This window comes from Dyella flagellata (assembly GCF_030160275.1).
In the GTDB taxonomy this organism is placed as follows: domain Bacteria; phylum Pseudomonadota; class Gammaproteobacteria; order Xanthomonadales; family Rhodanobacteraceae; genus Dyella_B; species Dyella_B flagellata.
In genome coordinates this window covers 496,173-515,339 of sequence record NZ_BSOA01000003.1, presented here as the reverse complement: position 1 = coordinate 515,339, position 19,167 = coordinate 496,173, and the positions used below count along the sequence as shown (strand labels likewise).

At 59.9% G+C, this 19,167-nt stretch carries 21 protein-coding genes and 1 tRNA gene; 9 read left to right on the top strand and 13 right to left on the bottom strand.

Features of this window, described 5'->3' with window-relative positions:
- Positions 1-88: 88 nt before the first annotated feature.
- Positions 89-484 carry a winged helix-turn-helix transcriptional regulator gene (locus QQJ96_RS03975; protein ID WP_284330639.1) on the bottom strand — a complete coding sequence of 132 codons (396 nt, stop codon included), beginning with the start codon at positions 482-484 and terminating at the stop codon, positions 89-91.
- 96 nt (positions 485-580) lie between these two features.
- Between QQJ96_RS03975 and QQJ96_RS03970 the strand changes: the two genes are divergently transcribed.
- The 6 genes from QQJ96_RS03970 (at position 581) to QQJ96_RS03945 (ending at position 4,333) form a co-directional block, all read left to right on the top strand.
- Positions 581-988, top strand: coding sequence for a DoxX family protein (locus tag QQJ96_RS03970; protein ID WP_284330638.1), 408 nt, complete (start codon positions 581-583; stop codon positions 986-988).
- Between the two features lie 12 nt (positions 989-1,000).
- Positions 1,001-1,744 (top strand): SDR family NAD(P)-dependent oxidoreductase, encoded by a 744-nt coding sequence (locus QQJ96_RS03965; protein WP_284330637.1) that lies wholly within the window; start codon positions 1,001-1,003, stop codon positions 1,742-1,744.
- Positions 1,745-1,790: 46 nt separating this feature from the next.
- On the top strand, positions 1,791-2,168 hold the full coding sequence (locus QQJ96_RS03960) for an MAPEG family protein (RefSeq protein WP_284330636.1): 378 nt from the start codon (positions 1,791-1,793) through the stop codon (positions 2,166-2,168).
- Positions 2,169-2,315: 147 nt separating this feature from the next.
- Positions 2,316-2,693, top strand: coding sequence for a nuclear transport factor 2 family protein (locus QQJ96_RS03955; RefSeq protein WP_284330635.1), 378 nt, complete (start codon positions 2,316-2,318; stop codon positions 2,691-2,693).
- Between the two features lie 18 nt (positions 2,694-2,711).
- Complete coding sequence (locus QQJ96_RS03950; RefSeq protein WP_284330634.1) at positions 2,712-3,644, top strand: NAD(P)-dependent alcohol dehydrogenase; 933 nt, start codon at positions 2,712-2,714, stop codon at positions 3,642-3,644.
- 2 nt (positions 3,645-3,646) lie between these two features.
- A complete protein-coding gene (locus tag QQJ96_RS03945) occupies positions 3,647-4,333 on the top strand; it encodes a helix-turn-helix transcriptional regulator (RefSeq protein WP_284330633.1) in 687 nt (228 codons plus the stop codon).
- A 334-nt stretch (positions 4,334-4,667) separates the two neighbouring features.
- Here QQJ96_RS03945 and ubiA read toward each other — a convergent pair whose 3' ends face one another.
- The 6 genes from ubiA to tpiA all read right to left on the bottom strand — a co-directional run bounded on the left by ubiA (position 4,668) and on the right by tpiA (position 10,105).
- Positions 4,668-5,546, bottom strand: coding sequence for a 4-hydroxybenzoate octaprenyltransferase (gene ubiA / locus QQJ96_RS03940; protein WP_284330632.1), 879 nt, complete (start codon positions 5,544-5,546; stop codon positions 4,668-4,670).
- A gap of 579 nt (positions 5,547-6,125) precedes the next feature.
- A complete protein-coding gene (locus QQJ96_RS03935) occupies positions 6,126-7,250 on the bottom strand; it encodes a hypothetical protein (RefSeq protein WP_284330631.1) in 1,125 nt (374 codons plus the stop codon).
- A gap of 34 nt (positions 7,251-7,284) precedes the next feature.
- Positions 7,285-8,571: a tyrosine-type recombinase/integrase gene (locus QQJ96_RS03930; protein WP_284330630.1), complete on the bottom strand. Its 1,287-nt coding sequence runs from the start codon at positions 8,569-8,571 to the stop codon at positions 7,285-7,287.
- 176 nt (positions 8,572-8,747) lie between these two features.
- A tRNA-Leu gene (locus tag QQJ96_RS03925) sits at positions 8,748-8,832 on the bottom strand.
- Between the two features lie 15 nt (positions 8,833-8,847).
- Complete coding sequence (gene secG / locus QQJ96_RS03920) at positions 8,848-9,324, bottom strand: preprotein translocase subunit SecG (RefSeq protein WP_284330629.1); 477 nt, start codon at positions 9,322-9,324, stop codon at positions 8,848-8,850.
- A gap of 28 nt (positions 9,325-9,352) precedes the next feature.
- Positions 9,353-10,105: a triose-phosphate isomerase gene (tpiA, locus tag QQJ96_RS03915; RefSeq protein ID WP_284330628.1), complete on the bottom strand. Its 753-nt coding sequence runs from the start codon at positions 10,103-10,105 to the stop codon at positions 9,353-9,355.
- A 111-nt stretch (positions 10,106-10,216) separates the two neighbouring features.
- Between tpiA and QQJ96_RS03910 the strand changes: the two genes are divergently transcribed.
- A complete protein-coding gene (locus tag QQJ96_RS03910) occupies positions 10,217-11,023 on the top strand; it encodes an SDR family NAD(P)-dependent oxidoreductase (protein ID WP_284330627.1) in 807 nt (268 codons plus the stop codon).
- Positions 11,024-11,136: 113 nt separating this feature from the next.
- Here the strand turns inward: QQJ96_RS03910 and QQJ96_RS03905 are convergent, their stop codons facing one another.
- The 6 genes from QQJ96_RS03905 to orn form a co-directional block, all read right to left on the bottom strand.
- A complete protein-coding gene (locus tag QQJ96_RS03905; protein WP_284330626.1) occupies positions 11,137-11,574 on the bottom strand; it encodes a type II toxin-antitoxin system HicB family antitoxin in 438 nt (145 codons plus the stop codon).
- A 69-nt stretch (positions 11,575-11,643) separates the two neighbouring features.
- Entirely contained in the window at positions 11,644-12,363 is a 720-nt protein-coding gene (locus tag QQJ96_RS03900) for a VIT1/CCC1 transporter family protein (RefSeq protein WP_284330625.1), read from the bottom strand.
- 179 nt (positions 12,364-12,542) lie between these two features.
- Complete coding sequence (locus QQJ96_RS03895; protein WP_284330624.1) at positions 12,543-13,502, bottom strand: isopenicillin N synthase family dioxygenase; 960 nt, start codon at positions 13,500-13,502, stop codon at positions 12,543-12,545.
- Positions 13,503-13,659: 157 nt separating this feature from the next.
- Positions 13,660-15,021 (bottom strand): phosphoglucosamine mutase, encoded by a 1,362-nt coding sequence (gene glmM, locus QQJ96_RS03890; RefSeq protein WP_284330623.1) that lies wholly within the window; start codon positions 15,019-15,021, stop codon positions 13,660-13,662.
- A gap of 241 nt (positions 15,022-15,262) precedes the next feature.
- Positions 15,263-16,168, bottom strand: a complete 906-nt coding sequence (gene folP / locus QQJ96_RS03885; protein ID WP_284330622.1) for a dihydropteroate synthase — start codon at positions 16,166-16,168, stop codon at positions 15,263-15,265.
- Positions 16,165-16,734 carry an oligoribonuclease gene (orn, locus tag QQJ96_RS03880; protein WP_284330621.1) on the bottom strand — a complete coding sequence of 190 codons (570 nt, stop codon included), beginning with the start codon at positions 16,732-16,734 and terminating at the stop codon, positions 16,165-16,167. Before orn ends, folP begins: the two co-directional genes overlap by 4 nt.
- An 84-nt stretch (positions 16,735-16,818) precedes the next feature.
- On the opposite strand from orn, the gene sbcB reads away from it, so the two are divergent.
- Together sbcB and QQJ96_RS03870 are read left to right on the top strand one after the other, a co-directional pair.
- The gene (gene sbcB / locus QQJ96_RS03875) at positions 16,819-18,267 is read left to right on the top strand and encodes an exodeoxyribonuclease I (RefSeq protein WP_284330620.1); all 1,449 of its coding nucleotides are present in this window, start codon (positions 16,819-16,821) and stop codon (positions 18,265-18,267) included.
- 186 nt (positions 18,268-18,453) lie between these two features.
- A complete protein-coding gene (locus QQJ96_RS03870) occupies positions 18,454-19,140 on the top strand; it encodes a DUF2461 domain-containing protein (protein WP_284330619.1) in 687 nt (228 codons plus the stop codon).
- The last annotated feature ends 27 nt before the right edge of the window (positions 19,141-19,167 follow it).

Sequence of the window (19,167 nt, the reverse complement as noted above, 5' to 3'; positions counted from 1 at the left end):
AGCTAGTCAACAAAGTTGAACCCGCAAGCTTGGCCAATCCCATCATGTGAACGGCGTCTCGATGACGGGCCGCTAAGAGATCTTTTCGTTACTTCTGTTTCGACTTCACTGCCTTCGCCTGGCGCCCCCGAGAGGTTGGTTTGACGGGCACCGTCCTTCCGTATTCATGCCACCAGGCCGTCAGTGCCTCCATCGTCGGCCCGAGTCCGCGCGCCTTGGGAGTGATCTCATATTCGACTCGCGGAGGCACCTCCGCGAAGACCGTGCGCGACACCAAACCATCCGCTTCCAACTCACGAAGTTGCGCAGTCAACATGTGTTGTGTGATGCCCGGAATGGCCTTTCTCAGCTCACCAAAGCGATAAACACGCTGATTCAGAAGCCACATGATTTCCAGCTTCCACTTGCCCGAGAGCAGCGAAAATGCGCGGCGCATTTCCTCGTGCATGTTGATTTCAACATCGCCATTGGTCTGCTTTTTCATACTTACCTCAATGATTTCATCCTACTTGCACAGATTCGTATAGCAGCCATTCTAGGCACAAATCGATCCACATTTATCGCTCCCTTGGAGAACCCCATGGCCGCAACTTACGCATATTGGATTGCCACGGCATTGCTGTCGCTGCTCTACCTGACCTCTGCAACGATGTATATCGCCAAGCGCGAATGGGTTCGCCAGAATCTCGCGGGACTTGGCTATCCGGGCTATCTCGTTCCCGTCCTCATCGCCGTCAAGATTTTTGCTGTCGTTGCAATCCTGTCGCGCATCAGCGTGCCACTGAGCGATCTGGCCTACGCCGGCATCTTCTATCACCTGCTGCTTGCGCTTTTGGCTCATCTCGGCGTTCGGAAGCCCAGCGAAGCGATTCCCGCTGTGGTGGGGCTCGTGTTGTTGACCGTGTCCTTTGCGACGCAAAACGTTGCTCGTGCCACGCCGTCACCGTATGAGGTGATCGCTGCAATCCATCCACTCCCCCTCAACTGACAGGAGCGCATCATGGACCGACTCAATGGAAAAGTTGCGATTGTCACCGGTGCTGGCCGCGGCATCGGTCGCGCCACCGCCAAACTGTTCGCAGCCGAAGGAGCCAAAGTAGCAGTGCTTTCACTCACACCTGCCAACGTTGATGCTGTCGTTACCAGCATTCAAGAAGCAGGTGGCACTGCAATAGGGGTTCCCTGTGACGTCAGTAGCGGAGACCAGGTCAGCGCTGCGGTGGACAAGGTTGTTGCCGCGTTTGGTGGAATCGACATCCTCGTCAACAATGCATTTGATCCGACCGCGCCGTTCTCATCCATCCTGGATCTCTCCGTGACGCAGTTGCAGCGGAACTTTGAAGCGGGCCCCATCGCCTATCTGAGAACCATGCAGCTTTGCTATCCGCATTTGAAGGCAAGCGACGCAGGGCGCGTCATCAACTTCGGTTCGATGGCAGGTGTTCTGGGCCTCGTCGGTTACGGCCCCTACAACATGGCCAAGGAAGCGGTGCGCGCGCTCACACGAACGGCGGCGCGCGAGTGGGCGTCCGACAACATCACCGTGAACAACGTGCTGCCACTAGCGGAAACATGGGGACCGGAGGCCAACGTGCCCCCGCCAAGCAATCCGCTCGGTCGCTTCGGCACGCCGGAGGATGACATTGCTCCCGTGGTTCTGTTCCTCGCGAGCAAGGATGCGCAGTTCTTAACGGGTTACAGCCTCACGCCGGACGGCGGCTCCATCATCGATAGCGCACGCTAAGCCCACGCCCCCCCCTTTTGCCCTCTCTGCTTCTCGCCATTGAGTCATGACGTCTCTACCCATCACTTCGTTCTTTACGGCACTTTTTACCGTCGCCCTCGTTGTACTTTCGATTCCCGTCACCCTGCGCCGCGCGAAGTTTCGCGTTTGGGTGGGCGAAGGCACCGATGAGACATTACGTCGGCGAATCAGGGCACAGGGCAATTTTGTCGAATACGTCCCGCTTGCGCTGATCGCATTGGGTCTGGCCGAGGCACGTGCAGCGACCACCTGGATGGTGCTGATGATGGGCAGCATCCTCGCTTTAGGGCGATTGCTGCATGCGATTGGCATGTGGCGAGACAAGGCGGCGTTGCGTGGCTTCGGGATGATCTTGACCTATCTGACGCTGATATCCGCGGCAATCAATCTGCTTGTGGGGTGATGCTCTACCGTGAATGCCAGCCGCCCCATAACCGGTGCTACACGCAGGCCACTGTCAACTATGACAATTCTCCACCCACAATGGTGACAAAAACTGTCCCTATGGCCGCCTAGACTGAGTTTCCCAACCCGCTTGAAGGGAACCGTCGTGGCCAAACCGAACACTACCGCCCTGGAACTTGCGCGCATCTACGTGGAAGCCATGGCTAACCGAGACGTCGAAACGATCGTCTCGATCTCGGCCGAGAATGTGATCTGCATCTCGCCTATCGGCCAAACAACTGGCATCGCGCAGTTCCGCGGTTTCCAGGAAGGCTTTGCACAGATGATCACCCGCCTGACCACCCTCGCCGTCCATGGCGACGACCGGCAGGCAGTGGTGGTCTACGACGTGGAAACTCACCCCGTTCCACACACCGTCGTTGCCGAACTCATCAAAGTCGAGAACGGCAAGCTGGCCTCCACTCATGTGATCTATGACGCCACACCGTTCGCCGCCTACATGGCGACCGTACAGCCCCACTAAGCCCAAGGACGGCTCGCAATGAAGCGCATTCAATACAACGCCTATGGCGGCCCCGAGCTCATGCGGCTGGATGACTTTGAACCGGCTACGCCAGGCGAGGGCGAGGTGGTCGTGAAAGTCAAGTTTGCCGCCCTCAACCCCATCGATTGGAAGGTGCGCAATGGCCATCTGAAAATGGTTACAGGAAAAGTGTTTCCACGCGCGATGGGAAGCGATTTCTCCGGAATCGTCATGGCGGTAGGCCGCGGCGTAAAACGGTTCAAACCCGGTGATGCAGTGTTCGGTCTAGCGCGTCTCAAAGAGAGCGGCGCGCTCGGCCAGGCGGTGGTGACCGGTGACACGTTCATCGCTCAAAAGCCCGACAGCGTTTCATTCGAAGAGGCGGCCTGTCTCAGCACCCCCGGCGTAACAGCATGGAATGGCCTGGTGGACAAGGCGAACCTGACAGCTGGCAAGCGCGTATTCGTCAATGGATGCGCCGGTGCCGTCGGCCAGGCCACAGTGCAAATTGCACGCATGTTGGGCGCCGTTGTCACTGGCAGTTGCAGCAGTAGTGACGTAGAAAAAATGCTTACCCTTGGCGTCCAAACAGTTTTCGATTATCGAGCCACTGATCTTTTGCGCATCGATGAACGTTTTGATGTGGTCTACGACACCTCCGCGACGATGAGGATCGAAACAGGCCTCCATTTGCTGCAAAAGGATGGTGTCTACCTGGACATCAACCCCACACCAGGAACCTTTTTTCGTTCCATCTTCAACCGGCGATTGAAGCCGATTGTCTGTACCCCGAGAGCGGACATTCTGGATGGCCTTGCCAAGGCTGCCAGGGACGGAAAACTTCGACTTCCCGTCGCCGAGATTGTGCCGCTGGGTGAAGCGATCCCGCTGGTGACCGCGCTTGAAGCGGGCCGTAAACTAGCAGGAAAAGGGCTCATCGCGATGAATTGAACGTGTCAAGAAGCCACCGACTCTTCGACCTTATGCAGGTACTGCGCCGACACCGTGGAACGGTGTCCGGCGAGGTGCTCGCACGCGAGGCCGGTGTGTCGTTGCGCACCATCCGTCGCGACGTGGCTACACTGCAAGCGATGGGGGCCGATATCGATGGTTCCCCTGGCGTGGGTTACATCTTGCGACCTGGGTTTCTGCTCCCTCCCCTCTCGTTTACCGAAGAAGAACTGCAAGCGCTCGTCGCCGGCGCCAAATGGGTCAGTCATCAGACCGACGAAACCTTGGCGCTTGCTGCCCAGAATGCGCTAGGAAAAATCAGCGGTGTGCTTCCTTCTGAGATGAGGCCAGCGCTGCACGACGATGCGCTTTACATCGGCCGCAAGAAAGAAAATACCTCCGGACTCGATTTGGCACACGTTCGACGCGCCATGCGCGAGCAACGCAAAATGCTCATCGCATATACGGACCAGAATGGAAATGTCTCAGAACGCATCATCTGGCCGATCATGATCGGATTTGTAGAATCGCAACGATTCATTGCTGGATGGTGCGAATTACGCGAAGACTTCAGGTTGTTTCGTGCCGACCGTATAGTGAAAGTGAACTTCCTGGACGATCGCTATTTGGGGAGTCGTCGCCAGTTGGTAAAAGAGTGGCGTGCCAAAGAGGAGCTTCGACGCCGTTAATGGGGATGACAATCGGTCGATAGCTGCGCAGCAGGGCTCTGGAGTTGCAACGCTGTTAGGTGGCCACCCATGTATCCTACGTGGCCATGGGTAGGCCGGAGATCGAGCGTGCGGCGACAGGATTGCTAGCATTGTCCGGGGCCCGTTGACCATCCGCTTAGAAGCCCTCTGACTTGAGATCAAGTCGAGTCGATACTCGCCGTCAGTCCTGCTCTAAATACGTTGGCAAACGCCTGAAAGAGCCCGCTCGCCTTTTCAGCCCCTGTGGGACATCGAACCGCGCAGTCGCTACTGATGCACTTGCCGCAGGAGTGGTCATCGGACAGGCACTTACTTAGTTTCCGGCCAATGCGTATTGCGTGGCAATGCCGGCGAAGATTAGCCCGCCAAACCATTTGTTATGCTGAAATGCTTTATAACAAGCGGCTCGATCACGACTTTCAATCAGGCTGTGGTAGTACACCACGCAACTGGCAGCGGCGGCCAAACCAAGCCAATACGTTACCCCAAAACCAAGCGATAGGCCTATCCAAGCGTAAATGCTGAGCGTTCCCGTATAGCAGAACATTATGGCTAGCACATCGTATTGACCGAAAGTTATCGCAGCCGTCCGAATACCCAGCTTAAGGTCATCATCACGGTCAACCATCGCGTAAGCGGTGTCATACGCAACAGACCAAAACACATTTGCGGCCAGCATCAGCCAAGCAAGCGGCGGCACTGTATTTTGCACGGCGGCGAAGACCATGGGAATGCCAAAGCCGAACGCAATTCCCAGGTAGGCTTGAGGGATCGCAAAAAAGCGCTTCATGTACGGATATGTCGCCGCAATGACCAGCGCAAGCACGGAAATGATCTTAGTTAGACCATTAAGAGGCAAGATCAAAAGAAAGGACAAAAATGCCAGCGCTGCGGCTATGGCAATGGCCTCCCACGCGCGGATCTTCCCAGAGGTCAGCGGACGCCCCGCCGTGCGTTTTACATGGCGGTCGAAGTCCCGATCAGCATAATCATTGATCGCACAGCCCGCCGATCGCATAAGCAATGTTCCGAGCGCGAAAATCATTGCTAACGAGAACGAAGACCTCCCCTTGGAGGCGATCCACAATGCGCTATATGTCGGCCAAAGCAGCAACAAGCTACCAATCGGGTTATCCATCCGGATAAGCCGGACATAGTGAGGAACCCTAACAAACCCAGTGTTGATGGCCATAATCTTATCCAAGGCAGTTTTGACATCATAAGCGGCTGTTTGACGCGGCGAGCGTAACTACTAAACGGGAGAATTCGGGCACATCTCAGTAGGCTCTCGCTCCCCTTATGACCAGAACATCTAGTGAGCCGCCGTAAGCACTGCATGGATCATGCAGACTTATGGCGACGTAATCGGTGAGTGCCTGGATCCGCCTCTCTGTCTAGCGCAGTTATTGCGAGCATGTCCCGCACGGTAGGGACATGTCACCGCTCACGTGAAATAACCACGTAATATCCGCAGGGCTCATCCGTCGAGTTGATCAAGCCGTGCTCTACGTCTTTCTCGATTCACCGCCCGTCTGACCACGCAGATCGGGTGCTCTGGCTCCACATCAATCAGCGAGAGCACCCTTTTCCACGAAGAAACTCAGTGAAATCAGCGTGATTAAAGGACCTGACTGTGATCGACATAGGGCTTTATAGTCACTTTCACCGTCAGAAATGCACACCTTTGCTGGCGCTGGAGATAGAACGATTTGCAGGAGAGCAAATCTATACACCCTGCTCGGCTCAACTTACATCAGTTGCTTCTGGACCATCACGCGATGCGATGCCAAACCCAAGCGGCGGCGTCCTCAACTGAAGACATCACCCGGCACGGAAAATCGCGCTCGATGCCTAGATGCCGCTGCATCAGCAGTGCGTGCATAGGGCCATCCGTCAGAAAGGCATCGCAGTAGCCTAGCGCGGCTCCAGCGTGATGGAAGTCGAATATGTCGTTAGCGTTCAATTTCTGTGTTCGGTTCCAACGAAGCGCCGCATGCAACAACGCACCGACTTGCAGAGTGCGCAGCGCCCGTCGACCTGCAGGTTTCCGGACTGCAGCCCTGAGAAAGCCGAGGCATTCCCTAGTAACGCCCTCTCTTTCATCTGCTGAAGGTTGGATGCCGGAACCGAGGGCTTTCTTGGCCATTTCTTGCAGTACATCAGTAGCAATCGGGGCTGCGAGTTCAAGAACACCATTGATCTCGTCTCGATAGACCTGCGAAAAGCTTTTCATCACGGGAGCATGCGCCGCGTTGTCGCGATTAAGCCGATCAGCGATGTCGACGAACGATGAAGAGAAGGGCCACGCATTTCCAATGGTCCCAATTATCGTCGATAAAGAAATCTCCCAGAAATGGTCCAAGAACACCTTCTGAATGACGAGCTGTTCTTCTTCTGGGAAGGCTGTAGCCACTGGATGCTGTACACCAAGGATGTATGGAACCTTCGTCCAGACAAGATGCTCCAATGGATGAACGCTATGCCCAGTATTCGCGTGTAGGAAGTGCGCAACTTCCGTTGCCACGCGCGTCGGTTCCGAGCTAAGAGTGACACCGCTGCTCAACTCGTCAATCAATTCGGCTGTTGCACCCCGGGTTGCCGGGTCAGACTGCTTCATTAGCTCAAGAAACAGCATGTCGCTGATGGGGCACACCAGCCGCCCGGTAGAGACTCCAGCTACGAGTGCGTCCAACAGATCCGATGCGCCCGGTGGACTTGGTACGGCAGTGCGCGCAGCACGCAGATGAATCCAGAAGCACTTATCGAGATATATACGATCCCTCGCCATCACCCACTCACCGAGTTCGACAACTCGACGCCGCTCGTACTCGTCGATCGTGATCTGTGGTGTAGAACGATGGAACGCAAATCGGTCAGCAATCTGAGGAGAGGTCACTGGACTTCGCATCTATTGATAGGACCAATGGGCATCAGCTTACACCCATCAAGATATCTCCCGTCCTCAGCTTATCTAGGTAGTCAGCCCACTGCTGCATCACCTCGCGGCGCTTCTCACGGAACTTCACTCGCGCATAAGCAGCCTCCACCTCGTCCTTCGGTGCATGAGCTAACTGAGATTCCAATACGTCCACGTCTATACCTAACCGTTCACGACCAAGCGTGCGCAACGACGCACGAAAGCCATGTGTGGTGTGCTCGCCTTGGAAGCCCATCTCACGCAACGCTTTGCTCAACGTGTCACGGCTGAGGTGCGGGGAGTTTTGCCGCCCCTGAGGTGGAAACACATATTCACCACCCATGTTGCGCTCCCTCATCTCCCGCAACACCATAAGAGCCTGCTCCGGCAACGACGTGCTGAAGTCCTGGCCCGTTTTCATGCGATTTGTACCATCCGGATTCATACCAGGAATACGCCACTCCCCCGCTTTCAAATCGATCTCCTCCCATCGGGCGCTCGCTACTACACCCGAGCGCATCGCAGTTAGGGCCGCAAGGATCAATGCCGCGCGCACTACCCTGTTCGGATAGACATCAATAGCCCGCATGACCTCACCTAGCTTGGCGTCGTTGTCCGTGACCGCAGGCATGTGCCCACTTCGGTATGCCGGCAGAATGCGATCAAGCCTGAGGCGACTTTCATCAGATCGGAGACCCTCGTTAATGGCGTGATCTACGATGCTTCCAAGGTATTGGCGCGCCTTGCGAGCTAGTTGCGGAGTGCTCTTCGCCATTTCCACTAGGACAGGACGAACGTGCTTCGTCTCCAATTGACGCATATCTAATCCCCCGAGCTTCGGCACCAAATACGCATCCACCACCAGACGAGCCTTGCGATAAGTCTCCATTGCCCAAGTTGGACGCTTCTCCGCCATCCATCGCCCTGATACAGCGCGAAACGACACCCGCTCAACTTCAGCAAGCTGCTGCGCTGCGGCTTCCAATTCAGCGCTCGCTGCAGCCTCAACCTCCTGTTGAGCCTTGCGGATACCGGCAGTGCTCTTTCCTTTCTTTGCATCGCGCTGCACCTCAACAGCGTTGATGCGCGCCTCAGCCAATGACATCTCTGGGTAGTGCCCAATGGTCGCCGGGGCAGGACGCGAACCATTCGGTAGCCGGTAACGCACAACCCAGGACTTACGCCCGGCGGGGCTAACCAGAAGCCTTAAGCCATTGCCATCGGCAAGGAAGTAAGCCTTCTCGGCAGGCTTGGCCTTACGAATCTGTAGTTCGCTCAGTGGGGTAGCAAGACGGGGCACGGCTTGAGACCTACTTGGGTATGATTTGGAATAATCATACCCAAAAACCTACCCAAAAGCCCTGGACACCCCTGGATGGATTTGGACACTCCTGGACATCAGGCAATAAAAAACCCCGCATTTACGCGGGGTTATCTACGATTCTGGACTGATTTGGACAATCTGGAATCTTGCATTGGTGCCCAAGGGGGGACTCGAACCCCCACGACTTGCGTCGCTACCACCTCAAGGTAGTGCGTCTACCAATTCCGCCACCTGGGCTAATACTGCTTAATTTTAGTGCTTGCTGCCTGCTGCTGCCGGGGCCGTGGGAGCGGGGACTTCGCCCTGCTGTGCCTTGGCCGGGGCCGGCTGGGCGGCGGGAACCTCGCCGTTGCCTGCCGGGGCAGCTGGCGCCGGCACCGCTGCCTTCGGCTGGGCCGGGGTCGCGGGCTGCGCATTTTGCGCGTTGGCGGGCTTGCTGCCAAGTCCTGCCATCACGCCGAGGCTGGTATCGGCCTGTTGCTGGCGGATCGCGCCGCCGTTGGCCTTCAAGTAGATGCCCATGCCGATGCTGAGCGCAAAGAACAGCGCGGCGAGCACGGCGGTGGAGCGCGACAGGAAGTTGGCCGAGCCGCGGGCACCAAAGACCGTGGCCGATGCGCCGGCACCAAAGCCGGAACCTGCCTCGGCGCCTGCACCGCGCTGCATGAGGATCAGCACGATCATCGCAGCAGCGATCAGGATGTAGAACACGCTGAAGATGACGAACATGAGGTCTCGCGTAGGGTTCTTGTGTCGCTCAATGGGCGGCGTGGCAGATGGCTAGGAATTCGGGGGCCACCAAAGACGCGCCACCGATCAAGCCTCCATCCACGTCCGGCTGCGAAAAAAGCTCTGCAGCGTTGGCCGCCTTGACGCTGCCGCCATAAAGCAGCCGGGTCAGACGGGCAATCATATCATCCTGTAGAGCCAATTGGCTACGGATGAAGGCGTGCACTTCCTGGGCCTGCTCCGGGCTGGCGGTCTTGCCGGTGCCGATGGCCCAGACCGGCTCGTAGGCGATTACGGCGGTGTCGAAGCAGGCGATGCCATTCAGCGCCATCACGGCGTGCATCTGCTGCTGGATCACCTCCATGGTCTGCCCAGCCTCGCGCTGGTGCAGGGTCTCGCCCACGCACAACACGGGGGTAAGTCCGGCAGCGAGCACGGCGGCGAACTTGCGGGCGATCTTTTCGTTGCTCTCGGTGTGGTGGTGGCGGCGCTCGGAATGCCCGACCAGCGCCCAGCGGCACCCCATGTCGGCCACCATCGTGGCCGATACCTCACCGGTATAAGCGCCCTGCCCCTGGTGCTCGCTGACATCCTGCGCGCCAAAGCCGATGCCGGAAGCACCGTACTTGTCGACCAGCTGGGCAAGATAGGGATACGGCGGCAAGACCAGCACGTCGACGCCATCGGCAGGATGGGCCTTGATGAGGTCTTCCATCAGGCCGTCCGCCATCGATCGGCTGCCATGCATTTTCCAGTTAGCGGCGACGAGTTTTTTACGCATGCCCGCGTCCGTTGCAAATGAAAGCTGGCAAGCTTAACCACCGACCTTGGGCACGGCAACGCGCATGCTGAAGGTATTTTCATTTATATCGATCCAGCTAGGAAAAAGCTCATGACCAAAGCCCGACCGCTCAGCCTGATCACCGGCGCATCCGCCGGTATTGGCGCCGCCTTCGCTCGTGCACTTGCAGCACGTGGGCATGATTTGGTGCTGACGGCACGGCGTACCGATCGCCTGGAAGCCTTGGCGGTGGAGCTGCATGATCTGCATCGGGTGAACACTACGGTGTTGACCAATGACCTGGCCGATCCGCACGGTGTGGAGCAGTTGTGCACTGCATTAGGCGAACGTGGTTTGCAAGTGGACTGGTTGATCAACAATGCAGGCTACGGTGTGCCTGGACGCTTTGATCAGAGCGATTGGTCGGTACATGCGGATTTTCTGCGCGTGTTGGTGACTGCACCAACCGAGCTTGCGTGGCGTTTGGTGCGCGGCATGCGTGAGCGGCGCTATGGACGCATCGTCAATGTGGCTTCGTTGGCGGGCCATGTGCCGGGTAGCGCAGGGCATACGCTGTATGCAGCCAGCAAGGCGTACATGATCAAGTTTTCGCAATCGCTGGCGCTGGAGAATCTGGGCCTGGACGTGAATGTGTGTGCGTTATGTCCTGGCTTTACGTACTCGGAATTTCACGATGTGACCGGCACGCGCGCGTTGGTGAGCAAGATGCCGAGTTTCATGTGGCAGCGTGCGGAAGCGGTGGTGCTGGAGGGTATCGATGCGGTGGAGCGTGGCGAAGCCGTGCATGTGACTGGGCGTTTCAATCGCACGGTGAAGGGCCTGTTCAAGCTGATGCCGGATCGGATGGCGCTGAAGATGTCGGCGAAGCAGTCGAAGCGGTATCGGGCGCAGGATTAATGATTTGCCGCGAAGCTTCGCGCGTAGGCTGGGATGGCAATCCCAGCATCGCGATGTATGCATAGATGGCAAAGCTGGGATTGTCATCCCAGCCTACCTAGTGTTGGGGCGTCTTATGCCGCCCGTCGCTTGTCCACCGGCTCCACAGCCACACTCAGGCGATACCCGATCTTGCCTAGGGCATCCTCCACCTGTTCCAGCTTGGACTTGTGGGCCAGGTCCAATAAGCGATCCACCTGCGGGCCATGCACACCCAACAAGCGCACGATATCCGCCTTGCGTAACCCCTTGGCTAGCATGGCTTCGTACAAACCCACCTTGGCCACGTCGAGCGCCGGCAAAGATACCCAGTACTCGCCTCGCTTCTTCTCCGTCGCCGCCGGGATGGGCTCGCGCTCGTCCATGTAGCCTTGCAGTGCCAGGGCCATGGCATCGACCGACTCGCGCAAGGCCTCATCCACCGTCTCGCCCACGCTGTTGAACGCAGGCAGGTCTCGGCACGTCGCTACGAACGCGCCGTCCGATTCGATCAACTTCACTGCGTAGCGCATTGTCTGTGTTTCCTCATAGACAACAAAAATGTTGTATACAACATTTTTGTTGTCTACATGGAGGGAGCGTTAGGGAGTGCCGCCGCCGATCCAGTGGGCGAGCAGAAAAGCGGTTGCTGAGGCCAAGCCACCAATCAACACCGTCTGTAACGCGCTGCGCCAGCCGCGTACGCCGGTGAAGCGGCTCTTGGCCGCGCCGAATATCGCCAACGCCGCACCGGTGCATACAACCGATACCAGCAGCGCCGGCTTCAATGTATTGATCAGCATGTACGGCACCAACGGCACCAGGCCGCCGACGATGTAAGCACTGCCAATGGTGAGTGCGCTGCGCAAGGCGCGGCCGGGCTGCGGGGTTTCCAAGCCCAGTTCGAAGTGCATCATGAAATCCACCCAGGCTTCATGATCGTTGCGAAAGTGTTCGAGGATGGGTTCGCAGGCGGCGCGATCCAGGCCGTAGCCTTTGAAGATGTCCACGATCTCGCGTTCTTCTTCGCGCTGCAGCTCGCGCACTTCGCGGAATTCGCGGCGGCGCTCGGAGTGGTAGTGGTCGGCTTCGCCGCGTGCTGCGAGATAACCGCCCAGGCCCATGGCGATGGCGCCAGCGGCGATTTCCGCTACGCCTGCGACGACCACCACGCGGCTGGCAACGTTGGCGGCGGAAAGGCCAGCGGCGAGCGCAAACGGTACGGTGAGGCCGTCGGCCATGCCGAGGACGATGTCGCGGACGGTGTCCGAGGCGGCGAAGTGGCGTTCTGTGTGGTGGTGGTGGCGATGGGCGGCGGACATGCGGGGACTTTAGCGGGTTGTGTGCGGGGGTGAGGCAATGAGACGTACACGCATTGGCGTTTGCACGTCGTCGTTGGTGCGGCCATGGAACAGGTAGGCTGGGATGGCAATCCCAGCATCGCGAGGTATGCGTGCATGGCAATGCTGGGATTGGCATCCCAGCCTACCAAAGCCGTTGGTTAGATCAGTTTGATTTCGCGCAAGCGTTGCATGAGGTATTCATGCGAGTTGAGCGACGTGTCGTAGCGGCGCGGATTGTCCGGCGTAATGCATTGCGGCAGCGGGTCGAGCACTACGTCGGGGTTCGGATGCAGGAAGTAAGGCACCGAGTAGCGCGGCTTGCGGGCGTTGGCGTTCGGCGGGTTCACCACGCGGTGGGTGGTGGACGGATACACGTGGTTGCTCAGGCGTTGCAGCATGTCGCCGATGTTCACCACGATGGCGTCGCCCGCGGTGGTTATCGGCAGCCACTTGCCTTCGCGGGTGAGCACTTCCAGGCCTTCGGCGCTGGCGCCCACCAGCAAGGTGATGAAGTTGATGTCCTCATGCGCGCCGGCGCGCACGTTGGGCACGTTTGCCTCGCTGATGGGCGGGTAATGGATCGGGCGCAGGATGGAATTGCCCTGGTCGATCTTGTCCTCGAAGTAGTCTTCCGGCAGGTCGATGTGCAGGGCCAGCGCACGCAGTACGCGGCTGCCGAGCCAGTCCAGCGCCTGGTACAGCTCGTAGCCGTATTCGTGGAAGCCCGGCACTTCGGCCGGCCACAGGTTCGGCGGCATCAGTTCGGCGAAGCGCGAGTTGCGGTCGATCTCGCGGCCGATGTGCCAGAACTCTTTCAGGTCCGGGTAGCTGCTGTCCTTGGCGGTTTCCACCTTGAAGGGCGTGTAGCCGCGCGCGCCGCCGGTACCCGGCACGTGATACTTCATCTTTGCTTCGGCGGGCAGCGCGAAGAAGCGCTGGAAGGCGTCGTAGGCGCCATCGATCAGTTGCGGGGTAATACCGTGGCCGCTGATGCAGCAGAAGCCGAATTCGCGGTAGGCCGCGCCGAGTTCGGCAACGAACGCCGCGCGGTCGCTGTCGTAGCGGCGGATGTCGAGGGTGGGAACTTGCTTGGGCTCAGTACGGGCAGATGGGTCCATGACATTGTCCTTGTATGGGCGTGCGGTCGAGTTGTCCGCCACCGCAGGGGCGGTGCACGTCGGGCCTTAGGAGCTTGTCTGCATAACCCAGACAGGCTCCCTTCCATGGCGACCTGGCATCTGTTCGTAGCGCTGCCCGAAGCACAGCGCTACTGGTTCACGAGCGTTCGGTGGCGGATTTTACGACGTCAGCGAGGCGTTGGGCCATCTGCCGCACCTCGGCCTCGTCGGCAGCCTCTACCGTCACGCGCACCAGCGGCTCGGTGCCGGAGGCGCGCAGCACCACCCGGCCACGCCCGAGCAGGGCCTGCTCGGTATCGGCCAGGGCTTTGCGCACCGCTTCGCTGTCCAGCGCTTCGCGCGCACCGTCGGCGCGCACGTTGATCATCACCTGCGGCATTTTCCTCAGGCCGTGGCGCGCGGTGGCCAGGTCCTGGCCGGACAGCTTGAGCGCTTCGAGCAGCGCCAGTGCCGCCACAATGCCATCGCCAGTGGTGGCGCGATCCAGGCACAGCAAATGGCCGGAGGTTTCACCACCCAGCACGCCGCCATGCTCCTTGAGTTTTTGCAGCACGAAACGGTCGCCCACGTTGGCGCGGATCAGTTCCACGCCGATGCCGGCCAAGGCCTGCTGCAGGCCGTAGTTGCTCATCAGGGTGCCGACGACCGGGCCTTTCAATTGGCCACGCAAGTGCCAGCTGCGCGCCAGCACGTAGAGCATGTCATCGCCATCGCCGAGCACGCCGTGGCTGTCCACCACCTGCACGCGATCGCCGTCGCCGTCGAAGGCGAAGCCGATGTCAGCCTGCTGTTCCACTACAGCGCGCTGCAGCGCGTGCGGATGCAGCGAGCCGACGTTGTCATTGATGTTGAAGCCATCCGGCTTGTCGCCGATTACATGCAGCTCCGCTCCCAGCTCGGCGAACACTTTGGGGGCCACCTGGTAGGTGGCGCCGTGCGCGCAATCGAGCACGATCTTCATGCCAGCCAGGCTGAAGTCTTCCGGCACGGTGGCTTTGCAGAATTCCGCGTAGCGCGTGATGGCGTCGGTGACACGGATCACCTTGCCCAGGTACTCCGAATCCACGGTGGTGAACGGGGCTTCGGTTTCCGCCTCGATCGCCGCCTCGATTTCGTCGGAAAGTTTTTCGCCATGGGTGGAGAAGAACTTGATGCCGTTATCGTAGTGCGGGTTATGCGAGGCGCTGATCACGATGCCTGCATCCGCACGCAGGCTGCGGGTGAGGTAGGCCACCGCCGGCGTGGGCATCGGGCCGAACAGGCGTACGTCCGCCCCGGCCGCAGTCAGCCCGGCCTCCAGGGCCGATTCGAACATGTAGCCGGAGGCGCGGGTGTCCTTGCCGATCAGCACCAGCGGGCGGCCATGCTTTTTCTTTCTTTCCCGGCCCAGCACGACGCCCAGGCCGCGCCCCAGGCGCAGCATGAAGTCCGCGCTGATGGGCCACTGGCCTACGCGGCCACGGATGCCGTCGGTACCGAAGTATTTGCGTTGAGTCATGAAGATCTGTCTTGGGGTAAGAAGCCAGGAAATAGGGACACAGGCGTCTGTAGGGCGTGAATCCTACTCCGGTCGGTTATCCATGCCTCACGTTGGCGAATCTTGCTCCCTCCCCTGCTTGCAGGGGAGGGTTGGGGTGGGGTTGTTTGAGCTTGCCGCCCTGCTGAAGTTCACGGCGAGGTTGCTTCACCCCACCCCAACCCTCGCCTACTACACCTAGGGGAGGGAGTAGATCCGGTTACTACTCGTCATCCGGCCAGCTGGGCATTTTCGGCTTGTCGTGCCGCTCGGGCGTGTCGCCAGCTTGCACGGCATGCCATACCTTCAGCGCATCCACCGTGGGAGCCACGTCATGCACGCGTACCATGCGTGCACCGCGTTGCACGGCAATCATCGCGGCGGCTACCGAGCCCGCGGCACGCTCGGCGTGGTCCTTGCGCCCAGTGAGCGTGCCGATCATCGATTTGCGCGACAGCCCTACGTAGACCCCGCTGCCGAGATCGGCGAATCGTTGCACTTTGCGCAGCAGCGCAAGATTGTGCTCCAGCGTCTTGCCGAAGCCGAAGCCGGGATCGACCATCACTTTGCGCCGTTCGATGCCTGCCAATTCGCAGGCGAACAGGCGATCGGTGAGGAAGCGGTGCACTTCACCGACCACGTCGTCGTAATGCGGCTCGTCCTGCATGCTGCGCGGCTCGCCTTGCATGTGCATCAGGCAGACCGGTACGCGCAACTCCGCAGCCGCGTCCAGCGCACCTTCGCGGCGCAGGGCATACACGTCGTTGATCATGCCGGCACCGGCCGCCACCGCCGCGCGCATCACTTCGGGCTTGGAGGTATCGATGGCGACCGGCAGCGAGGTGCGGGCGATGAGTTGTTCGATCACGGGAATGACACGTTGCAGTTCCTCTTCGAGCGGCACGTCCGCCGCGCCGGGACGCGTGGATTCGCCGCCGACATCGAGCATGTCCGCACCCTCTTCGGCCAGGCGCAAGCCGTGCTCCACCGCCGCTTGCGTGCTGGAAAACTGGCCGCCATCGGAGAACGAATCGGGCGTGACGTTGATGATGCCCACCACGCGCGGACGGTCCAGCGTCAACGGCCGGCCATTGCAATCGAGCACCGTGGCGAACAGGTCCGTCGTCATGCGCTCTGCTCCACGCCGCCCAGCGCCCCCATGAATTGCCGGTAGTAGCGCAGCTCGTCGATGGAATCGCGAATGTCGGACAAGGCGGTATGTGCCGACTCCTTGGAGAAACCGCGGCTGATCGTCGGCGACCAGCGCCGCGCCAGTTCCTTCAGGGTGGACACGTCCAGATTGCGGTAATGGAAGAAGCGTTCCAGCTGCGGCATCTGCCGATGCAGGAAGCGGCGGTCCTGGCAGATGGAATTGCCGCACATCGGCGACTTGCCCGGCTGCAGCCACTGCTTGAGGAATTCCAACGTCGCCCGCTCCGCTTCGGCATGCGTGGCGGTGGACTCCACCACCTGGTCCCACAGGCCGGAACGGCGATGCTGGTTGCGGTTCCAGGTGTCCATGGCCTCCAGCCGCTCCACCGGATGGTGGAGCGCGAACACGGGGCCTTCGGCCAGAACGAGCAGATCCTTGTCGGTGACGATGGTGGCGATCTCTAGGATCGAATCGTTATCGGTATCCAGACCGGTCATTTCCAGGTCGATCCAGATGAGGTTGTCTTCGTTCGCTTGGCTCATGCGCCCTCCTGACCGGGGAGTTTAGCAAGAGGCAGGCCACTTCCCCATGCCCCGCTGCCAACTTCCAGCCCCTATCATCTGCCCATGCAAACGCTCTTCTGGCACGACTACGAGACTTTCGGCACCGATACGCGACGGGACCGCCCGATCCAGTTCGCCGGTATCCGCACCAATCTGGAGCTGGAAATCGTCGATGAGCCGGTGATGTTCTACGGCAAGCCGCCGCGGGACAGCCCACCCAGCCCGGAGGCTTGCCTGATCACCGGTATCACCCCGCAGCAGGCGGAACGCGAAGGGGTGAGCGAGGCCGACTTCGCCGCGCGCGTGCACGAGCAGCTCTCCGCCCCGGGCACTTGCGGCGTGGGCTACAACTCCTTGCGCTTCGACGACGAATTCACGCGCCAGCTGCTCTACCGCAATTTCTTTGAGCCGTACGGGCGCGAGTGGGAAAACGGCAATTCGCGCTGGGACCTGATCGACCTGGTACGCATGTGCGCCGCGCTGCGCCCCGAGGGCATCGTATGGCCCACGCATGAGGACGGTACGCCCAGCTTCAAGCTGGAACACCTGGCCGCGGCCAATCACCTGCGGCAGGAACGTGCGCACGATGCCTTGTCGGACGTGTATGCCCTGATCGACCTGGCGCGCCTGATTCGCGTACGCCAGCCGCGATTGTGGGATTGGCATTTTGCGCTACGCCGCAAGCAACGCGTGTTCGAGCTGCTCGACGTCACCAGCATGACGCCGCTGGTGCACGTGTCGTCACGCTATCCGGCGAGCCGCTGCTGCCTCAGCGTCATCCTGCCGCTGGCGGTGCATCCAGCCCGCTCGGGTGAAATTATCGTCTACGACCTGGCGCAGGATCCTCGCGACCTGCTGGCACTGGAGGTCGAGGACATCGCCGATCGCATGTTCACCGCGCGCGCCGACCTGCCCGAAGGGGTGGAGCGCATTGCGCTGCGCACCGTGCATGCGAACCGCTCGCCGGCCTTGGCGCCGCTGTCCGTGCTCAAGGGTGCCGATCCTGGGCGGCTGCAATTGGATCTGGATCGCTGCCTGGCGCATGCCGACCAGTTGCGCCAGGCCGCCGGCCTTGGCGACAAGCTACGCCGTATTTTCCAGCAGGCGGCCGAGCTGCCGCCGCCGGAAGATCCGGAGCTGGCGCTTTATGGCGGTTTTCTGCCGGATGCGGACAAACGCCTGCTGCGCGAGGTACGCGCTACGCCGCCGGAGCAGTTGGTGCAGCGCAAGTTCGAGTTTCGCGACAAACGCTATCCGGACTTGCTGTTCCGCTATCGGGCGCGCAATTGGCCGGAGACGCTGACGTCGGAGGAAAGGGAGCTTTGGGAAGCGTTTCGCATGGCGCGGTTGACGCGCCCCACTCCGCTTACGACGCTCACCCTTGCCGATTACTTCGCCAGGCTGGATTTGTTGCGCAGTGATCCGCTGGGGCGTGATAAGGGGGCTGTGCTCGATCAGCTACAAGCTTGGGGTGAGCAGCTTGCTGGAGAGATTGGCGTCGCTCTTGCCTGATTACTCCCTCCCCTGCTTGCAGGGGAGGGTTGGGGTGGGGTTGCTTGAGCTTGCCGCAATGTTTGGGTTAATCGCCAGGTTGCTTCACCCCACCCCAACCCTCCCCTACTACACGTAGGGGAGGGAGTCTGACATCGCCTTGTATGTCACCATTGCCGTGCCCCCCAACTTACCTCCCGAATCTTCATGCCACGCGCCTATTTCTCGCCCGCCACTTTCCGCTTCCTCAAAAGCCTGGCCCGCAACAACAACCGCGAGTGGTTCCAGAAACACAAGGCCGATTACGAGCGCGACGTACGCGATCCCTTCCTGGAACTGATCAGCGACATGCAAGCGCCGCTGGCGAAGATCAGTGCGCATTTCCGTGCCGATTCACGCAAGATGGGCGGCTCGCTGTTCCGCATCTACCGCGACACGCGCTTTTCGAACGACAAGGAACCGTACAAGCCCTGGGCCAGCGCGCGCTTTTTCCACGAGCGGCGGCACGAGATTCCGGCGCCTTCGTTCTATCTGCACATCCAGCCGGGCGATTGCTTTATCGGCGGTGGCATGTGGCATCCGGAGGCGGACGCCTTGAAACGTATTCGGGCTTTTCTGGCCGATAATCCCGCCGCGTGGAAACGCGCTACGCAGAGCAAGGCATTCAGCGAACACTTTGCGTTCTGGGGCGAATCACTAACGCGGCCACCACGCGGTTTCGATCCGGAGCATGAGCTGATCGAGGATCTCAAGCGCAAGGATTTCGCGGCGGGGGAACAGTTCGACGAAGCCCTGGCATGTTCGGCGGAACTGTTGCCGTTCATGGCAGCCAGCTACAAACGGCTGGCGCCGATGATCGATTATTTGTGCGCGGCGCAGGAGCTGGAGTTCTAAATGCGTAGGCTGGGATGACAATCCCAG

Excerpts from the sequence above, each read along its gene's own strand:
- QQJ96_RS03975 (WP_284330639.1), bottom strand. The coding sequence starts at position 484 with ATGAAAAAGCAGACCAATGGCGATGTTGAAATCAACATGCACGAGGAA.
- QQJ96_RS03970 (WP_284330638.1), top strand. The coding sequence starts at position 581 with ATGGCCGCAACTTACGCATATTGGATTGCCACGGCATTGCTGTCGCTG.
- QQJ96_RS03965 (WP_284330637.1), top strand. The coding sequence starts at position 1,001 with ATGGACCGACTCAATGGAAAAGTTGCGATTGTCACCGGTGCTGGCCGC.
- QQJ96_RS03960 (WP_284330636.1), top strand. The coding sequence starts at position 1,791 with ATGACGTCTCTACCCATCACTTCGTTCTTTACGGCACTTTTTACCGTC.
- QQJ96_RS03950 (WP_284330634.1), top strand. The coding sequence starts at position 2,712 with ATGAAGCGCATTCAATACAACGCCTATGGCGGCCCCGAGCTCATGCGG.
- ubiA (WP_284330632.1), bottom strand. The coding sequence starts at position 5,546 with ATGGCCATCAACACTGGGTTTGTTAGGGTTCCTCACTATGTCCGGCTT.
- secG (WP_284330629.1), bottom strand. The coding sequence starts at position 9,324 with ATGTTCGTCATCTTCAGCGTGTTCTACATCCTGATCGCTGCTGCGATG.
- tpiA (WP_284330628.1), bottom strand. The coding sequence starts at position 10,105 with ATGCGTAAAAAACTCGTCGCCGCTAACTGGAAAATGCATGGCAGCCGA.
- QQJ96_RS03910 (WP_284330627.1), top strand. The coding sequence starts at position 10,217 with ATGACCAAAGCCCGACCGCTCAGCCTGATCACCGGCGCATCCGCCGGT.
- QQJ96_RS03905 (WP_284330626.1), bottom strand. The coding sequence starts at position 11,574 with ATGCGCTACGCAGTGAAGTTGATCGAATCGGACGGCGCGTTCGTAGCG.
- QQJ96_RS03900 (WP_284330625.1), bottom strand. The coding sequence starts at position 12,363 with ATGTCCGCCGCCCATCGCCACCACCACCACACAGAACGCCACTTCGCC.
- QQJ96_RS03895 (WP_284330624.1), bottom strand. The coding sequence starts at position 13,502 with ATGGACCCATCTGCCCGTACTGAGCCCAAGCAAGTTCCCACCCTCGAC.
- glmM (WP_284330623.1), bottom strand. The coding sequence starts at position 15,021 with ATGACTCAACGCAAATACTTCGGTACCGACGGCATCCGTGGCCGCGTA.
- folP (WP_284330622.1), bottom strand. The coding sequence starts at position 16,168 with ATGACGACGGACCTGTTCGCCACGGTGCTCGATTGCAATGGCCGGCCG.
- orn (WP_284330621.1), bottom strand. The coding sequence starts at position 16,734 with ATGAGCCAAGCGAACGAAGACAACCTCATCTGGATCGACCTGGAAATG.
- sbcB (WP_284330620.1), top strand. The coding sequence starts at position 16,819 with ATGCAAACGCTCTTCTGGCACGACTACGAGACTTTCGGCACCGATACG.
- QQJ96_RS03870 (WP_284330619.1), top strand. The coding sequence starts at position 18,454 with ATGCCACGCGCCTATTTCTCGCCCGCCACTTTCCGCTTCCTCAAAAGC.